Origin of the sequence: Promicromonospora sp. NPDC057138, assembly GCF_042670845.1 — a bacterium.
In the GTDB taxonomy this organism is placed as follows: Bacteria; Actinomycetota; Actinomycetes; order Actinomycetales; family Cellulomonadaceae; genus Promicromonospora.
This window is the reverse complement of the sequence record NZ_JBHUUX010000051.1, coordinates 26,990-42,681: the sequence shown is the minus strand read 5'-3', so window position 1 is coordinate 42,681 and position 15,692 is coordinate 26,990. Positions and strand designations below refer to the sequence as shown.

13 protein-coding genes are annotated in these 15,692 nt (G+C 73.2%); 3 read left to right on the top strand and 10 right to left on the bottom strand.

Annotated elements, in window-relative coordinates:
- Window positions 1–120 precede the first annotated feature (120 nt).
- Genes ACFT2C_RS21970 through ACFT2C_RS21960 form a run of 3 tightly spaced genes read right to left on the bottom strand, consistent with a single transcriptional unit; the run spans window position 121 to window position 3,339 of the window.
- Window positions 121–1,272 (bottom strand): GNAT family N-acetyltransferase, encoded by a 1,152-nt coding sequence (locus tag ACFT2C_RS21970; RefSeq protein ID WP_377209207.1) that lies wholly within the window; start codon window positions 1,270–1,272, stop codon window positions 121–123.
- Between the two features lie 34 nt (window positions 1,273–1,306).
- Window positions 1,307–2,413 (bottom strand): GNAT family N-acetyltransferase, encoded by a 1,107-nt coding sequence (locus ACFT2C_RS21965; protein ID WP_377209206.1) that lies wholly within the window; start codon window positions 2,411–2,413, stop codon window positions 1,307–1,309.
- A gap of 41 nt (window positions 2,414–2,454) precedes the next feature.
- Complete coding sequence (locus tag ACFT2C_RS21960; RefSeq protein WP_377209205.1) at window positions 2,455–3,339, bottom strand: helix-turn-helix domain-containing protein; 885 nt, start codon at window positions 3,337–3,339, stop codon at window positions 2,455–2,457.
- A gap of 46 nt (window positions 3,340–3,385) precedes the next feature.
- Between ACFT2C_RS21960 and ACFT2C_RS21955 the strand changes: the two genes are divergently transcribed.
- On the top strand, window positions 3,386–4,069 hold the full coding sequence (locus tag ACFT2C_RS21955; RefSeq protein ID WP_377209204.1) for an SDR family NAD(P)-dependent oxidoreductase: 684 nt from the start codon (window positions 3,386–3,388) through the stop codon (window positions 4,067–4,069).
- A 32-nt stretch (window positions 4,070–4,101) separates the two neighbouring features.
- Here the strand turns inward: ACFT2C_RS21955 and ACFT2C_RS21950 are convergent, their stop codons facing one another.
- The 5 genes from ACFT2C_RS21950 to ACFT2C_RS21930 are packed head-to-tail and all read right to left on the bottom strand — an operon-like array spanning window position 4,102 to window position 9,063.
- Window positions 4,102–5,244, bottom strand: coding sequence for an adenosine deaminase (locus tag ACFT2C_RS21950; protein WP_377209203.1), 1,143 nt, complete (start codon window positions 5,242–5,244; stop codon window positions 4,102–4,104).
- 11 nt (window positions 5,245–5,255) lie between these two features.
- Window positions 5,256–6,332, bottom strand: coding sequence for an extracellular solute-binding protein (locus tag ACFT2C_RS21945; protein WP_377209202.1), 1,077 nt, complete (start codon window positions 6,330–6,332; stop codon window positions 5,256–5,258).
- Window positions 6,333–6,389: 57 nt separating this feature from the next.
- The gene (locus tag ACFT2C_RS21940; RefSeq protein ID WP_377209201.1) at window positions 6,390–7,427 is read right to left on the bottom strand and encodes an ABC transporter ATP-binding protein; all 1,038 of its coding nucleotides are present in this window, start codon (window positions 7,425–7,427) and stop codon (window positions 6,390–6,392) included.
- Entirely contained in the window at window positions 7,424–8,245 is an 822-nt protein-coding gene (locus tag ACFT2C_RS21935) for an ABC transporter permease (RefSeq protein ID WP_377209200.1), read from the bottom strand. The genes ACFT2C_RS21940 and ACFT2C_RS21935 overlap by 4 nt, the downstream gene beginning before the upstream one ends.
- Window positions 8,242–9,063 (bottom strand): ABC transporter permease, encoded by an 822-nt coding sequence (locus ACFT2C_RS21930; RefSeq protein ID WP_377209199.1) that lies wholly within the window; start codon window positions 9,061–9,063, stop codon window positions 8,242–8,244. The genes ACFT2C_RS21935 and ACFT2C_RS21930 overlap by 4 nt, the downstream gene beginning before the upstream one ends.
- 160 nt (window positions 9,064–9,223) lie before the next feature.
- Here ACFT2C_RS21930 and ACFT2C_RS21925 point away from each other — a divergent pair, with 160 nt between their 5' ends.
- Complete coding sequence (locus tag ACFT2C_RS21925; RefSeq protein WP_377209198.1) at window positions 9,224–10,165, top strand: LacI family DNA-binding transcriptional regulator; 942 nt, start codon at window positions 9,224–9,226, stop codon at window positions 10,163–10,165.
- A gap of 13 nt (window positions 10,166–10,178) precedes the next feature.
- On the opposite strand, the gene ACFT2C_RS21920 is transcribed toward ACFT2C_RS21925, so the two are convergent.
- Both ACFT2C_RS21920 and ACFT2C_RS21915 read right to left on the bottom strand, forming a co-directional pair.
- Complete coding sequence (locus ACFT2C_RS21920) at window positions 10,179–10,991, bottom strand: DUF554 domain-containing protein (RefSeq protein ID WP_377209197.1); 813 nt, start codon at window positions 10,989–10,991, stop codon at window positions 10,179–10,181.
- 102 nt (window positions 10,992–11,093) lie between these two features.
- Window positions 11,094–11,873 carry an SDR family NAD(P)-dependent oxidoreductase gene (locus tag ACFT2C_RS21915; protein ID WP_377209196.1) on the bottom strand — a complete coding sequence of 260 codons (780 nt, stop codon included), beginning with the start codon at window positions 11,871–11,873 and terminating at the stop codon, window positions 11,094–11,096.
- A gap of 194 nt (window positions 11,874–12,067) precedes the next feature.
- Here ACFT2C_RS21915 and metH point away from each other — a divergent pair, with 194 nt between their 5' ends.
- A complete protein-coding gene (gene metH / locus ACFT2C_RS21910) occupies window positions 12,068–15,595 on the top strand; it encodes a methionine synthase (protein WP_377209208.1) in 3,528 nt (1,175 codons plus the stop codon).
- Window positions 15,596–15,692 lie beyond the last annotated feature (97 nt).

Genomic DNA, 15,692 nt, shown 5'->3' with positions numbered 1-15,692 from the left:
GGCGCCCCCGACCCCATCCCCGCCACCGCCCCCCCGGTGCTGGCCCGGCTGCCCCGGGCGCCCCGCCCGTGTCGAGACCCCCTGACAGGTCTCGACAAGCTCGACCACCGGAGCGCGGGGCTAGAGCTCTATCGAGTACATGCGGGAGCCCGACGTCTTGACGTAGCCGAGGCTCGCGTACAGGCCGTGGGCGCCGCTCGGGTTGGCCGTGTCGACGTCGAGCGCCGCGTACTGCATGCCGTCGGCGGCGAACGCCCGCATGCCCTCCGCGAGCGCCGCGAGGGCGACCTTGCGGCCCCGGTACCCGCGGCGCGCGCCGAGGATGTCCGTGTACCCGAAGGAGTACCCGCGCACCGCGAAGTCCTCGGGGTACCGGGCGGCCAGCTCGTAGCCCACCACCAGCGGCTCCCCGGCGCGCAGGGCGGCGGCCGTGTCGGCGTCGGTGTCGGGCGAGGCGAGGAGCGCGTCGACGTCGGGCGCCTCGTCGATCACGACGAACGACCACTCCGGCGCGAAGCCCGCGCGCTGCGACCACTGCTCGCGGGTCTGCGGCTGGCTGCCCCAGTGGTCGCGGAAGGCGTCGTTGTGCGCGAGGCGCGTGGCCTCGTCCAGGTCGGTGGACCACGGCACGAGCCGCAGCGACCCGGCCAGGGCCACCTCGGGCACGGGGTCGGCGTCGGGCCCGGTGAGCGGCCGCGCCAGGTCGGAGTAGTAGCGGCGCACGCCGAACCCGGCGCGCTCGTACAGCCGGTGCTTGGTCACGGGGGCGTCGTCGTCGGCGAAGGTGGCGATCCGGGCGGGAACTTCCTTGCCCGACGCCGCCAGCAGCTGCCGCGCGCGGCCCGTCGCCCAGGCCAGCAGCTCGCGGCCGATGCCCTCGCCGCGGCGGTCCGGGTGCACGCCGCCCCAGCAGAACGCGCGGACGAGGGACACGTCGCCCGGCAGGCAGTCGACCTGGGCCCAGGCTACGAGGGCGCCGTCGCGCCGCCCTGAGCCTGTCGAAGGGTCGGCCGGATCGGTGGAGAACCCGAGCAGGGAGTCGGACGCCATGTCGCGCCACGCGCCGTCGAACAGCTCCTCGATCTCCTCGAGCGTCTCGACGTACGGCTGCGCGTCGGCCGGGGCTATGCGGTTGCGCAGCGCGAGCCACGTCGGCGCGTCCTCGCGGGTGGCGGCGCGCCAGGTCAGGCCGCCCGCCGTGGGAAGGGCCAGGGTCGCCGGCGGCGCGGCGCGCTCGGCGATCGGGGCCAGGGTGGGGGTCTGCGCGGTCATGGTGGTTCCTCGGAGCTCGGTGGTGCCCGGTCGGTCAGATCTCGATGGCGTACATGGTGGAGCCGGTCCTCTTGGCGTAGCCCAGCCGCGCGTACAGCGCGGGCGCCCCCGTCGGGTTGTCCGTGTCGACGCCGAGCTCGGCGTACTGCATGCCGTCGGCCGCGTAGACGTTCATGGCGTGCGTCAGGAGGGCCGCCGCGATGCGGCGTCCGCGGTAGGCGCGGCGCACGCCCAGCAGGCCGGTGTGGCCAGAGGTGTACCCCTGCGTCTCCCAGACGTGCTCGTACCGCTCGGCCTGGTGCAGCCCGACGACGTACGGAGTGCCGGGGGCCACTGTGGCGTCCCCGGGCTGTTCCCGCTCGGACCCCTCGTACTCCACCGACTCGTCGACAACGAGGAAGGACCACTGAGGCGCGAAGTGGCTGCGGAACGCCCGCCACGACTCGGGCGTGCGCGGCTGACTGCCCCAGTGGTCGCGGAAGGCGTCGTTGCGGGCCAGCCGCGTGGCATCGTCCAGCGCGTCGGACCAGGGCACCAGCCGCAGCGGCGGTTCGAGCCCGATTGCGGGTACCGGCGCGCTGAGATCGCGCCGCAGGTTCGCGTAGTACCGGATCGGCTCGAGCCCGCCGGCGCGCAGCAGGCCGCGGCGCTCGGCGGGGTCGGAATCCTCGAGGTGGGCGGCGATCCGGCCGGGCAGTCCGGCCAGCCGCGCGTCCGTGCCCGACGCCGCGAGCGCCTGCCGCGCGCGTCCCGTCCCCCAGGCGAGCAGCTCCGTGCCGATGCCCTCGCCGCGGCGCGAGGGGTGCACTCCGCCGAAGACCGAGGCGCGCAGGAGGCTGACGCCGTCGGTGGGATACCGCTCGACCCAGGTGTGGGCCAGCATCGTGCCGTCGGCGTCCAGGCCGACCAGGGTGTCGGCGGCGGCGTCGAACACCGGGGCGTCGAAGACCTCCTCGAGCCCGGCGGCCGAGGTGAACCAGTCGCGGCCGTCGGCCTCCTGGACGGCGCGCAGCAGCTCCGCGAGCGCGGGCACGTCGGCCCGCGTCCAGGGGCGCCAGGTGAGGCCGCCCGCAGTCGGGGGCGGCAGTGCGGACGGCGCGGCCGCGCGGTCGCCGATGGTCGCGCGCACGGGTGGGGACATGTCGTCACGCTAGGCGACCGGGGTGCCGTCGGCCACGGGATTTACGCGCCGGCGCCCACCGGGGCCAGGCGGGCGAGCTTGTCGGCGTCGGCGGACCCGGCGTCCGGGTGGTAAACGACGAGCATCAGGTCCTCGGCGCCGGCGATGCTCAGCCGTTCCCGGTTGACGGTCAGGTCACCGACCTGCGGGTGGGCGATCCGCAGCGGGGTGCCGCGCTGCCCGCGCACCTCGTGGCGCGCCCAGAGCTCGCGGAACCGGCCGCTGGCCGCGGACAGCTCGCCGGTGAGCTCGACGAACCGCGGGTCGTCGACGTCGGTGCCCGCCGCCTGCCGCAGGCTGGCCACGAAGCACTCGGTGACGTTCGCCCACTCCGGGTACAGCGCGCGCACGGACGGGTCCAGGAACAGGTCGCGGAGCTGGTTGCCGCCCACGGCGAGGTGCGGGTCGATCGCGCGGGCCAGGTCGTTGGAGGCCAGCACGTCGAAGTACCGGCTCTCGATGAACGCGGGCTGGACCAGGGAGCCCAGGAGCTTGCGCGCGCCGTCGGGCACGGCCTGCGCGCGGGGACGGCGCCCGCGGTGCCGGGGCGCGTCGGCGACCAGGGAGAGCAGGTGGGCGAAGTGGTCGTCGTCGAGGCGGAGCACGCGCGCGAGCGACTCCAGCACCGCCACGGACGGGTTGCGGTCGCGGCCGCGCTCCAGCCGCAGGTAGTAGTCGGCGCTGATGCCGGCCAGCATGGCGACCTCCTCGCGCCGCAGCCCGGGTACGCGCCGTCCGCCCGCGTCGGTCAGGCCCGCCTGCCGGGGCGTGACCAGCTCGCGCCGGGCCCGCAGGTAGGCGCCCAGCGGGTTGGCGGACGCGCGCTGAGGGGGTCCTGCCGCACCCCCGGCTGAGGAGGGTCCTGGCTGGTCGATGTCGCCGCTCATAGCGTTCCTAACGGCCCGACCGGGCCGCCTATTTCTGGAGGAACGCATGACCGTCACGCTGATCACCGGGGCCAACAAGGGCATCGGGTTCGAGACCGCCCGGCTGCTGCTCGCCCGGGGCCACGACGTCTGGCTCGGCGCCCGGGACGCCGAGCGGGGTCGCGCGGCCGCCGCGGAGCTCGGCGCGCGGTTCGTCCAGCTCGACGTGACCGACGACGCCTCGGTGCGCGCCGCGCTGGCGACCGTCGACGACGCCGCCGGCCGGCTCGACGTGCTGGTGCACAACGCCGGCGTGCTGGACACCGCGCTCGACGGCCCCACCGCGCTGCGGTCCTTCGACACCAACGCGGTGGGCGTCGTGCGCGTCACCGAGGCGGCGCTCCCCCTGCTGCGCAGGTCCGAGAGCCCCAACGTGGTGACGGTGTCCAGCAGCGCCGGGTCGTTCTGGGCCGTGACCAACCCGGAGCGGCCGGAGTACGGCCTGCCGATCGCGCTGTACGCGGCGTCCAAGGCGGCGGCCACCATGCTGACCGTGCAGTACGCCAAGGCCCACCCGGACATCCGGTTCAACGCCCTGGAGCCCGGCACCGCCGCCACCGACATGACCGCGTCGTTCGGCATCGGCCGGACGCCCGCGGAGTCGGCCGCCGTCGTCGTGCGGCTGGCGACGCTCGGCGCGGACGGCCCGACCGGCACGCTCCAGGACGAGAACGGCACGCTGCCGTTCTAGGTCCTGGGGCGGCCGGGGGCCGGACCGCGGCCTCAGGCGAGGTCCGCGAGCTCCTTCTCGAACCTCGTGCGCAGCGCCGCCTTCTCGGCCGGCGGCAGCCAGGACGCCTCGACGCCGGCGAGCGCCATCTGGCGCAGCCGCTCGTCGGGGACGGCGAGGTCGTCGGCGAGGATGCGGTACTCCCCCGCCAGCGTGGTGGGGAACATCCCGGGGTCGTCGGAGGCGGGGATCACGTTCAGCCCCGCCTCCAGCATCGCGGCGATGGAGGCCCGCCGCCACGGCCGCCACGACCGGCGCGACGTCGTGGAGATCACCGTGAACGGCACCTGCTCGTCGCGCAGGCGCGCCACGACGTCGTCGTCCTGCAGGACGAAGTAGCCGTGGTCGATGCGGTCGCAGCCGAGCACGTCCAGGCAGGTCACGGTGTTGACGGCGACCGGGGCGTGCTCGGAGGAGTGCGCCGTGCGCCCCAGGCCCGCCTCCCCGGCAAGCCGGTAGGCCGCCGCGAACCGCTCGGGCGGGCCCGCCGTCTCCAGGTTGTCCAGGCCGATGCCCGCCACGTACTCGTGCGGGTGGTCGACGACGGTGCGCACCCGCTCCAGCGCGTCCTGCCCGGAGCCGCTGCGGTCGATGCCGGCGATGAGCCGGCCCGTCATGCCGAAGTCGCGCTCCGCCATCCGGATGCCCTCGGCGTACGCCTCGACCGAGCCCGCGTAGCCGAGCGCCGCCAGGTGCTCGGGGACGGCGTCGAAGAACAGCTCCAGGTGGCGCGTGGCGCTGGTGCGGTGCGCCGCCTCGAACGCCTCGTAGGTGATCCGGGTCAGGTCGTCGGCGTCGCGCAGCACCTGGGTCACCCAGCGGGAGACCTGGAACAGCGAGTACGACACCGCAGGCTCGTCGGCGCCGCGCCCCTGCGGTACGGGGACGCGCGTGTCCCGGTAGAGGTCCGGGTCCGGCGGCAGGGAGTTGACGTCGGCGTAGATCCGCTCGGGCTCGTCGGGCAGCACGAGGCGTTCCCGGCGGGCGAGCTCCGCGAAGGTGCTCGCCCGGACCGTGCCGATGAGGTGGCAGTGCAGGTCGACCTTCGGCATCCGGTCGATTGCGGTCCGGTCGACGGCCGCGTGCGCCGCGGCAGGGTCGACGGCGCCGGACCGCTCAGTGGTGAGGTGGTTCATGAGGCGCCCGGTCAGCCGGCCGTCACCTCACGGGCGAACCGGTCGACCCAGTCGGTCCGCGTGGGTACGAGCTCGGCCGGGTCGAGGGTCGCGTAGCCCGCGGCGACCGGGTCGGCGGCGATGTCGCCCACGACGGCGGTGATCGAGTCCGGGACCGTCGCCTCGGGGTTGACGGGCAGGTCGCCCACCAGCTCCGCGGACTTGGTCTGGGCCTCGGCCGAGAGCAGGTAGTCGATGAACTGGTGCGCGCCGTCGGCGTTCGGGGCCCCGGCGGGGATCATCGCGCGGTTGGTCGCCATGTAGCGGCCCGTGGCCGGCGGCGTCCACGCGTACGGCTCGCCCGAGGCGACGAGGTCGGTGGCGAAGCCGCTCAGGGAGTCGGCAGCGACGATCTCGCCCTGCGTCAGCAGGTTCGTCACCTCCGTGGACGACGAGTAGAACTGCAGGATCCCCGGCGCCCAGCCGCCGAGGGTGCCCAGGGCCGTGTCGATGTCGTACGGCCCGTCGCCGTACGTCTCCCCCACGCCCGAGATCATGAGCTGCCCGGCCGTGACCGAGATGTCCGGCAGCGCGAGGCTCCCGGCGTGCGCGGCGTCGCCGTACAGATCCCACTCGGCCGCCTCGTCGGCCGAGAGCGCCTCGGTCGAGTAGAGCGTCCCGTTGAGCTGGTAGCTGTAGGCCGGCCCGGCGTACCCCTCCTCCAGCGCGAAGTCCGCGACCTGGTCCAGGGACGGCACCTTCGCGGCGTCGACCTCCTGGAACAGGTCGCTCTCCTGCCCGAGCGCCGCGTAGTAGTCGGAGATGAGCATGACGTCGATGCCGGAGTCGCCCGCGGCGACCTCGAGCTGCGAGAGCCGGTCGGCGTTCGAGCCGGTCTCCACCTCGACCTCGATGCCGGTCTTCTCGGTGAACGGGTCGATCACCGCCTCCTGGAACTCCTCGACCCCGAACGGGAACGTGGAGACGACGATGGTGTCCTCGGCCGCCGCGTCGTCGCCGGCGGCGGAGCAGCCGGCGGCGAGCAGCGAGGTGGCCACCAGGCCGGTGGTGATCACCGCGGTGCGGCGGGCTTTCGGGGTGCGGAGCATGGGCTTTCCTTTGGTTCAGGGGGTTCGGGTCGGGCGGTTCGGGGTCGGATGAGTAGGTCAGACCGGCTTGGCGACGGCGGCCTCGGGGCCGAGCACGGCCAGCCGCGCCCCCGGCGCGATCAGCCGCACGTGGTCACCGGCCGACGGCGTCGGCCCGGTGGCGGTGTCGGCGCGGTGGTCGGCCAGCAGCCGGACGGCGGTGCCGGCCGGGTCGGTGGCGTCCAGCGTCACGAGCAGGTCGACGCCGCGGTAGGCGACGTCGCGCACGACGGCGTCGAGCACGACCCCGCCGTCCGCGGGCTCGCCCGCGGGCACGATCCGCAGGTGCTCGGGGCGGACGGCGGCCTGCCGCCCGTCCGCGAGCGTCAGGAAGTTCTCGTAGCCGAGGAACTCCGCGACGAACCGGTCGGCCGGCGCGGGGAAGACGTCCCGGGGCGCGCCGGACTGCACGACCTTCCCGGCACGCATGAGCACCATCTCGTCAGACATCTCCAGGGCCTCGTCCTGGTCGTGCGTGACGAGCACGACGGTCAGCCCGGTCTCCGACTGGATGCGGCGGATCTCCGCGCGCATCTGCACCCGCAGCCGCGCGTCGAGGTTGGACAGCGGCTCGTCCAGGAGCAGCAGCCGCGGGCGGATGGCGATCGCCCGGGCCAGCGCGACGCGCTGCTGCTGGCCACCGGAGAGCTGCTTGGGCTTGCGGTCCCCGAGGTGCGCGAGCCCGACGAGCTCGAGCGCCTCGCCCGCGCGGCGGCGGCGTTCGGCGGCGGGCACGCCCCGCATCTTCGGCCCGTAGGCGACGTTGTCCGCGACCGTCATGTGCGGGAACAGCGCGTAGGACTGGAACACCATGCCCAGGTTGCGCTTCTCGGGCGGCGTCCGGGTCGCGTCGTCGCCGTCGATCAGGATGCGGCCCGACGTCGGCGCGCTGTACCCGGCGAGCATGCGCAGCGTCGTCGTCTTGCCGCAGCCGCTGGGGCCGAGCAGCGTCGTCAGCTTCCCGCGGGGGATCCGGAGGTCTATCGCGTCGACGGCGGTGAAGCCGCCGAACCGCTGGGAGACGCCGACGAGCTCGGCGGCGGCGGGGGTGGTCATCGGTTGATTCCTCCGAAGATCTTGGCGAAGCCGACGGTGCGCTCGGCGACCACGGCGACGACGACGGTCGCGGCGAGCACCAAGGTCGAGGCGGCGGCCACCATCGGGTCGTAGCTCTGCTGGACGTAGTCGAGCATCGTGACGGGCAGCGTCCGGAAGTCGCGCGTCTGCAGCAGCAGCGAGAGCGGCACGTTGTTGAACGAGGTGACGAACCCGAGCAGGCCCGCCGAGATGAGGCCGGGCCGCAGCATCGGCAGGGTCACCGTGACGAACGCCCGCAGCGGCGAGGCGCCCAGGCCGCGGGCGGCCTCCTCCAGCGCGGGGTCGGCCAGCGCGAGGGAGGCGCCCGTGACCCGCACCGCGTACGGCAGCAGCAGGGCCGTGTGCCCGAGCAGCAGGGTCGTGAAGTTGTCCAGGCGCAGGCCGATCATGAGCTGCTGGTACAGGGCCAGGCCCACGACCAGCTCGGGCACCACGAGCGGCGACAGGAACAGCCCCTCCAGCAGGCCCTTGCCCGGGATCCGGCCGCGGTGGATCGCCAGCGTGACCGGCACGCCCAGCAGCAGCGCGAGCCCCGTGGCCAGGACGGCGAGCTCCAGGCTGGAGACCACGGCCTCCATGAACGGCGAGTACGCCACCGCCTCCCCGAACCAGCGCAGGGACAGCCCCTCGGGCGGGAACCGCAGCGTGCTCCCGGCGGTGAACGCCGTCGCGACGACGAACAGGATGGGCACGATCATGACGACGTAGCCCAGGACGGCGAGCGTGCCCGCGACGGGGTGGCGGAGCTTCCCGGTCCGGCTCATGACGGCGCTCATGCCGTGGCCCCCTTGCGCCCGACCAGCGTCGAGATCCCGGAGACCAGGAAGACCAGCACCGTCATCACGATCGCGGTGGCCGACGCCGCCGCCCAGTCGACCGTCACGCTCGCGTACGAGAAGAGCTGCGTGGAGAGCATGCGCTGGCTGGACCCGCCGAGCAGGTACGGCGTCGTGTACGCGGTCACGGACCCGGCGAACACCAGTGTGGCCGCCACGACGATGCCGGGCAGCGAGAGCGGCACCAGGATCGTCCAGAACGCGCGGGTGCGGCTCGCGCCCAGGCCGCGGGCCGCCTCGTCGAGCCCGGGATCGACCTGCGCGACGGCGGAGTAGCAGGTGATGACTGCGAGCGGCAGGAAGAGCTGGACCAGACCCAGGACTATCGCCAGCTCGGTGTACAGGAGCTGCGGCGCCTTCTCGACGATGCCGAGGCCGGTCAGGAGCTGCCCGATGACGCCGTTCGAGCCGAGCACGACCAGCCAGCCGAAGGTGCGCACCACGTTGCTCAGCAGCAGCGGGAAGATCGCCAGCGCGAGCAGCACCCCCGACCAGCGGGACTGCGAGCGGGCGAGCAGCGAGGCGATCGGGAACCCGAGCACCACGCACAGCGCGGTGACGATCAGCCCGATGCGCACGGTGCGCCACACGATCGCGAGGTCGTAGGGGTCGGTGAGCATCGTGCCCATGCGCTGCAGCACCTGGGCGAAGCTCACGCCGGGCGGCGCGAACAGCATCGCGACCGCCGGCAGCAGGAAGCCGACGAGCAGGAACGCCAGCCCCGGCAGGAGCAGCAGTAGGGAGGAGCGAGCTCGCACGAGCCGTCTTTCGTCGATGGAACCGGTTGCACTGGACCTTAAGGCATCGACGGCGAGGCTCCTGCAATCCTTGGTTAACTTCCTGTTACATCGCGTGGCGTGCGGTGCGGAAACGGTTGCACGCGGCGTCTAGAGTGTCCCTACCGACAAAGGAGGAACGTTGCCCGATCTGTCCGACGTCGCCGCGGTGGCCGGCGTCTCCAAGGCGACGGCGTCGCGCGCGCTGAACGGGAGCGGCCTGGTCGCCGCCGAGACCGCGGTGCGGGTCGTGGCCGCGGCCGCCCGGCTCGGGTACGTGCCCAACCGGGCCGCGCGCGAGCTCGCCCGCGGGCGCAGCGGCATCATCGCCATCGTCGTCCCCACGCTGGCCAACGCGTTCTTCACCCCGATCATCGCCGGCGCCCAGGCACGGGCCGAGGAGGCCGGCCTGCAGCTCACCGTGGCCGTGCACGCCCTCGACGCCGCGGGCGCGTTCGACCGGCTCGCCCGCCAGGTCGACGGCTTCCTCGTCGTCGCCCCGCGCGGCAGCGACACCCTGGTGGCGAGCTCGGGCTCGGCCAAGCCCGCGGTCCTGGTCGACCGCGAGATCGACGGCATGACGTCGGTCGTGGCCGACACCGCGACCGCCTTCGGCACGCTGACCACCCGGCTCGCCGCCGAGGGCCACGAGCGGATCGTCTACGTGGGCGGGCCGGAGGGCTCGTGGCAGGACCGGCAGCGCACGGCCGCCGTGCGGGACGCCGCGCGCCGGGCCGGGAGCAAGCTCACCGTGCTCGGCCCCTGCCCGGCGACCTTCACCGCGGGCGTCGAGGTCACCCCCGCCGTCCTGGAGACGGGGGCGACCGCCGTCGTCCCGTACGCGACGTCCATCGGCCTGGGCCTGCTGCTCGCCCTGGGCACTCGCGGCGTCGAGGTGCCCCGCGACCTGGTGGTGAGCACCGAGCCGACGGTCATCGAGGCCCTGGGCCTGGAGCACACGCCGGCCATCGACGTCGACGGCGAGGAGCTGGGCCGGACGGCGATGGACCTGCTCACCCGGCAGCTCGACGGGCAGGACGAGGTGGGACGCCAGGTGCGGCTCCCGGTGCCGGTGCGGGGCTGACGCTTCTCCGGGGTCAGCGCAGCGCGATCACGAGCTGGGTCAGCAAGGGCGCCACGATCAGGGCCGGCAGCAGGTCGCCCACCGGGATCTGCTTGATGTTCAGCAGCCGCAGGCCGATGCCGACCAGCAGCAGGCCGCCGGTCGCCGTCAGCGCGGCGATGTGCGCGTCCGGCAGCACCGACCCGAGCAGCACCCCGGCCAGCGTCACCAGCCCCTGGACGACGGCGACCGACACCGCGGACAGCAGCACCCCGACCCCGAACGACGACGCGAACGCCAGCGCCGCGAAGCCGTCGAGGACCGACTTCAGCAGGAGCTGGTCGATGCCGCGGCCAAGGCCGTCGGACAGCGACCCGAGGATGGCGAGCGGCCCGACGCAGAACAGCAGGGACGCGGTGAGCCAGCCCTCGATGAAGCGCTCGCGCGCCGCATGATCCTGCCCCGCCTCGCTCGCGTCGATCAGCCCGCGACGCCGCCCGGCGCGCGCCCCGGGGGTGCGCCGGGCCAGCCAGCCCTGGATCGTGCCGGCCAGGCCTTCCAGGCGGTCCTCGATCCGCAGCAGCGAGCCGGCGATACCGCCGATCAGCAGGGACCCGAGCACGATCAGCACCGGGGCGCCGGAGCCGGTCGCCGCGACGAACGCGGCGTCGGTCACCGCGACGGCCGACAGCGCGGCGACCAGCAGGGTCACGAGGCCGAGGATGTCGGTCACCACGGCGTGGGTGCGCTGCGGCAGCCGGTGCCCCACCGCCATCCCGAGGAGCGACCCCACGACGATCGTCGCGACGTTGACAAGGGTGCCCAGCCCTGGAAAGTCGAAATTCACGGCGTGAGCCTAACCGCCCGCCCGGCAACCCGTTGAGTGCTGGCTATTTGTTGAATCACGGGCCCCAAACCAACAAATAGCCAGCACTCAGCGGGCCGGGGGTTAGTGGACCGAGAAGCCGCCGTCCACGAACAGGGAGTGGCCTGTTACGTAGGACGACGACGCGCTTGCTAGGAAGACGGCGGCGCCCGCGAAGTCCTCGGGCACGCCGTTGCGGCCCACGGTGGTGCGGGCGGCGAGCGCCGTGACCTTCTCGGCGTCGTCCTGAAGGCGCTGGTTCAGGGGCGTGAGGACGAACCCCGGCACGAGGGTGTTGGCGGTCACTCCCCGCGCGGACCACGCCTCGGACTGGGAGCGGGCGAGCGATTCGAGCGCGCCCTTGGAGACGCCGTAGGCGCCGCTGTCGACGAACGACCGGTGCGCCTGCTGCGAGGAGATGTGGATGAGCCGGCCGAAGCCGCGCTCGGCCATGCCGGGCGCGAACCGCTGGCCGAGCAGGAACGGGGCGTCGAGGTTGACGGTCATGGTGGTGTCCCAGACGTCCTGGTCGAGCTGGCCCATGTGCGGACGCAGGTTGATGCCGGCGCTGTTGACGAGGATGTCGGGCTCCCCCGCGGCCGCGACGATGTCGTCGGCGGCGGCGTGGATGCCGGCGCGGGTGGAGAGGTCGGCGACCACCATGTCGACGGCGCAGCCGCGCTCGCGCAGGGCGCCGGCGACCTCGTCCAGCCGTTCGGCGCCGCGCGCGAGGAGCACGGTGCGCGCCCCGGCCTGCGCCAAGGCCTCAGCGATACCCCGGCCGATGCCGGAGCTGCCGCCGGTCACGACGGCCGTGCGGCCTTCCAGGGAGAACAGGGAGGCCAGGTAGTCGCGCGTTGTCATGGCAGGGACGATACCTACCTTCGACGCCGACCCCCTTCGATGTCTTCGACGCCTGCCCCGGTTCCGACCTCCGAGTTCCGACCTCCGGGCAGGCGCGGCACCGTCGTCGGGCCAAGGCTTACGCTGCCGGAGTGACAGCTCTTCCCGCCGCCCCGCCCGCCCTCGGCGAACGCTCCGCCGCCCTGCTGCAGGCCATGCGCACGCGCGTGGTCGTGGCGGACGGCGCCATGGGCACGATGATCCAGGCGGCGAACCCGACCCTCGAGGACTACGAGGGTCTGGAGGGCTGCAACGAGATCCTCACGGTGTCGCGGCCGGACATCATCGCGGGGGTGCACGACGGGTTCCTCGAGGTCGGCGTGGACGCCATCGAGTCGAACACGTTCGGGGCGAACTGGTCGAACCTGTCGGACTACGGCATCGACGACCGGATCCGCGAGCTGGCCCGCAAGGGCGCGGCGCTGGCCCGCGAGCGCGCCGACGCGTACGCGGCACCGGACAAGCCCCGCTGGGTGCTGGGCTCCATGGGCCCGGGCACCAAGCTGCCGTCGCTCGGCCACACCACCTACGCGCACCTGCGCGACACGTTCGCGGAGCAGGCGGCGGGCCTGATCGAGGGCGGCGCGGACGCGCTGCTGATCGAGACGAGCCAGGACCTGCTGCAGGCCAAGGCCGCGGTGACGGGCTGCCGGCAGGCGATGGACGACGTCGGGCAGCGGGTCGCGATCATCGTGTCGGTGACCGTGGAGACCACCGGGACCATGCTCATGGGCTCGGAGATCGGCGCGGCGCTGGTGGCGCTGCAGGCGCTGGGCATCGACGCGATCGGCATGAACTGCGCGACCGGACCGGATCAGATGAGCGAGCACCTGCGGCACCTGTCGCAGCACGCGGAGATCCCGGTGGCGTGCATGCCGAACGCGGGCCTGCCGGTGCTGGGGCCGGACGGCGCCTCCTACCCGCTGACCCCGGAGGAGCTGGCGGCCGCGCACACGCAGTTCGCGCGCGAGTTCGGCCTGGGTCTGGTCGGCGGCTGCTGCGGCACGACGCCGGAGCACATGCGGCTGGTGGTCGAGGCCGTGGGCGGCGCGCCCGTCGCGGAGCGCGAGCCGGTGCGGGAGAACGCCGTCGCCTCGCTGTATTCCGCCACGGACCTGCGCCAGGAGACGAGCTTCCTCGCGATCGGCGAGCGCACCAACGCCAACGGCTCCAAGGCGTTCCGGGAGGCGATGCTGGACAGCCGCTGGGACGACGTCGTCGACATCGCCCGCGCCCAGACGCGCGACGGCGCGCACATGCTCGACGTGTGCGTGGACTACGTGGGGCGCGACGGCGTCGAGGACGTGCGCGCGGTGGTCTCGCGGCTGGCCTCCGCCTCGACGCTCCCGCTGGTGATCGACTCCACCGAACCGGCGGTGATCCGCGCGGGCCTGGAGCTGCTGGGCGGCCGCGGCGTCGTGAACTCGGTGAACTTCGAGGACGGCGACGGGCCGACGTCGCGCTTCGGGCGGATCATGCCGGCGGTCGTGGAGCACGGGGCCGCCGTCGTCGCCCTGACGATCGACGAGGAGGGCCAGGCGCGGACGACCGCCGGGAAGGTGGCGATAGCCACCCGCCTGATCGAGACCCTGGTGAACGACTGGGGCATGCGCGTGGACGACATCATCGTCGACACCCTGACCTTCCCGATCGCCACCGGCCAGGAGGAGACGCGGCGCGACGCCATCGAGACCATCGAGGCGATCCGCGAGCTCACGCGCACGTACCCCGGCGTGCACACGACGCTCGGCGTCTCGAACGTGTCGTTCGGCCTGAACCCGGCGGCGCGCGCCGTGCTGAACTCGGTGTTCCTGCACGAGGCGACCGAGGCGGGTCTGGACTCGGCGATCGTGCACGCGGCGAAGATCCTGCCGCTGTCCTCCATCCCGGACGAGCAGCGCCAGACCGCGCTCGACCTGGTGTGGGACCGGCGCGAGTGGGACGCCGACGGCAACCTCACCTACGACCCGCTGTCCAAGCTGCTGGACCTGTTCGAGGGCGTGGACGCGGGGGCGATCCGGGATGCTCGTGCCGCGGAGCTCGCGGGGCTGCCCGTGGGTGAGCGCCTCGCCCGGCGCATCATCGACGGCGCCCGCAAGGGGCTGGAGCCCGACATCGAGGAGGCGCTGGGCGCCGGGATGAAGGCGCTGGACATCGTCAACGACCACCTGCTGGAGGGCATGAAGGTGGTGGGCGAGCTGTTCGGCAAGGGCGAGATGCAGCTCCCGTTCGTGCTGCAGTCGGCGGAGGTGATGAAGGCCGCCGTCGCGCTGCTGGAGCCGCACATGGAGAAGGTCGAGGGCGACCAGACCAAGGGCACGATCGTGCTGGCGACCGTGCGCGGCGACGTGCATGACATCGGCAAGAACCTCGTGGACATCATCCTGACGAACAACGGCTACAAGGTGGTGAACATCGGCATCAAGCAGCCGGTGGGCGCCATGATCGACGCCGCGATCCAGCACGACGCCGACGTGATCGGCATGTCGGGGCTGCTCGTGAAGTCGACGGTGGTGATGAAGGAGAACCTGGAGGAGCTCGCGTCCCGCGGGTACGACAAGCGGTGGCCCGTGCTGCTGGGCGGGGCTGCGCTGACGCGGACCTACGTGGAGGACGACCTGGCTGGGGCGTTCCCCGGGGTGGTCCGGTACGCGAAGGACGCCTTCGAGGGGCTGCGGCTGATGGAGCCGCTGGTGCGGGTTGCCCGGGGTGCGTCGCCGGACGACGTCGGGCTGCCCGCGCTGCGGAAGCGGCGGCACTCGGTGGTGACGGTGACGCAGACTGCCGTCGAGGACCTGCCCGCGCGGTCCGACGTCGCTGCCGACAATCCCGTGCCCGAGCCGCCGTTCTGGGGAACGCGGATCGTGAAGGGCGTGCAGCTCTCCGAGTACGCCGCGTTCCTGGACGAGCGGGCGACGTTCATGGGGCAGTGGGGGCTCAAGCCCGGGCGCTCGGAGGACGGGGCTTCCTATGAGGAGCTCGTCGAGACCGAGGGGCGGCCGCGGCTCGCGGAGTGGCTGGACCGGATCCTGACCGACCAGATCATGGACCCGACGGTCGTGTACGGGTACTTCCCGGTGTGGTCGGAGGGGGACGACGTCGTGGTGGCGCACCATGGCGAGCTGGCAGGAGTCGGCGCGCCCGACGGCGGGTCCGGTGGTCCCGTGGGGACCGAACGGTTGCGGTTCCACTTCCCGCGGCAGCGGCGGGACCGGCACCTGTGCCTGGCTGACTTCGTGCGCCCTCGGTCGTGGGTCGAGGAGACCGGGCGGTTCGACGTGCTGCCGGTGCAGCTCGTGACCGTCGGGGACTCGGTGTCGGCGCATACGGCGAAGCTGTTCGAGGCGAACAAGTACCGGGAGTACATGGAGCTGCACGGGCTGTCGGTGCAGCTCACCGAGGCGCTGGCGGAGTTCTGGCATGCGCGGGTGCGGGCCGAGCTCGGGTTCGCCTCGGAGGAGCCCGCCGGGGTCGAGGGCATGTTCAAGCTGGAGTATCGCGGGGCGCGGTTCTCGCTGGGGTATCCCGCGTGCCCGGAGATGGAGGACCGGCGCAAGGTGGTGGAGCTGCTGCGGCCGGAGCGGGTCGGGGTGACACTCTCCGATGAGCTGCAGCTGCATCCGGAGCAGTCGACGGACGCGTTCGTGTTCCACCACCCGGAGGCCAAGTACTTCTCCGTGTGAACCGTCTGGTCACGCCCGAGTCGGTGGACCGGGCCGCCGCAGCGACCCTGCCGCTGGCCGGAATGACCGCGCAGCAGGCTCCCGGCGGCCCGGCTTT

What these genes read in the sequence shown, in the direction of transcription:
- ACFT2C_RS21935 (WP_377209200.1), bottom strand. Translation starts at nt 8,245, where the DNA reads ATGAGCGCCGTCATGAGCCGGACCGGGAAGCTCCGCCACCCCGTCGCG.
- ACFT2C_RS21960 (WP_377209205.1), bottom strand. Translation starts at nt 3,339, where the DNA reads ATGAGCGGCGACATCGACCAGCCAGGACCCTCCTCAGCCGGGGGTGCG.
- ACFT2C_RS21915 (WP_377209196.1), bottom strand. Translation starts at nt 11,873, where the DNA reads ATGACAACGCGCGACTACCTGGCCTCCCTGTTCTCCCTGGAAGGCCGC.
- ACFT2C_RS21955 (WP_377209204.1), top strand. Translation starts at nt 3,386, where the DNA reads ATGACCGTCACGCTGATCACCGGGGCCAACAAGGGCATCGGGTTCGAG.
- ACFT2C_RS21945 (WP_377209202.1), bottom strand. Translation starts at nt 6,332, where the DNA reads ATGCTCCGCACCCCGAAAGCCCGCCGCACCGCGGTGATCACCACCGGC.
- ACFT2C_RS21940 (WP_377209201.1), bottom strand. Translation starts at nt 7,427, where the DNA reads ATGACCACCCCCGCCGCCGCCGAGCTCGTCGGCGTCTCCCAGCGGTTC.
- ACFT2C_RS21950 (WP_377209203.1), bottom strand. Translation starts at nt 5,244, where the DNA reads ATGAACCACCTCACCACTGAGCGGTCCGGCGCCGTCGACCCTGCCGCG.
- metH (WP_377209208.1), top strand. Translation starts at nt 12,068, where the DNA reads ATGCGCACGCGCGTGGTCGTGGCGGACGGCGCCATGGGCACGATGATC.
- ACFT2C_RS21965 (WP_377209206.1), bottom strand. Translation starts at nt 2,413, where the DNA reads ATGTCCCCACCCGTGCGCGCGACCATCGGCGACCGCGCGGCCGCGCCG.
- ACFT2C_RS21970 (WP_377209207.1), bottom strand. Translation starts at nt 1,272, where the DNA reads ATGACCGCGCAGACCCCCACCCTGGCCCCGATCGCCGAGCGCGCCGCG.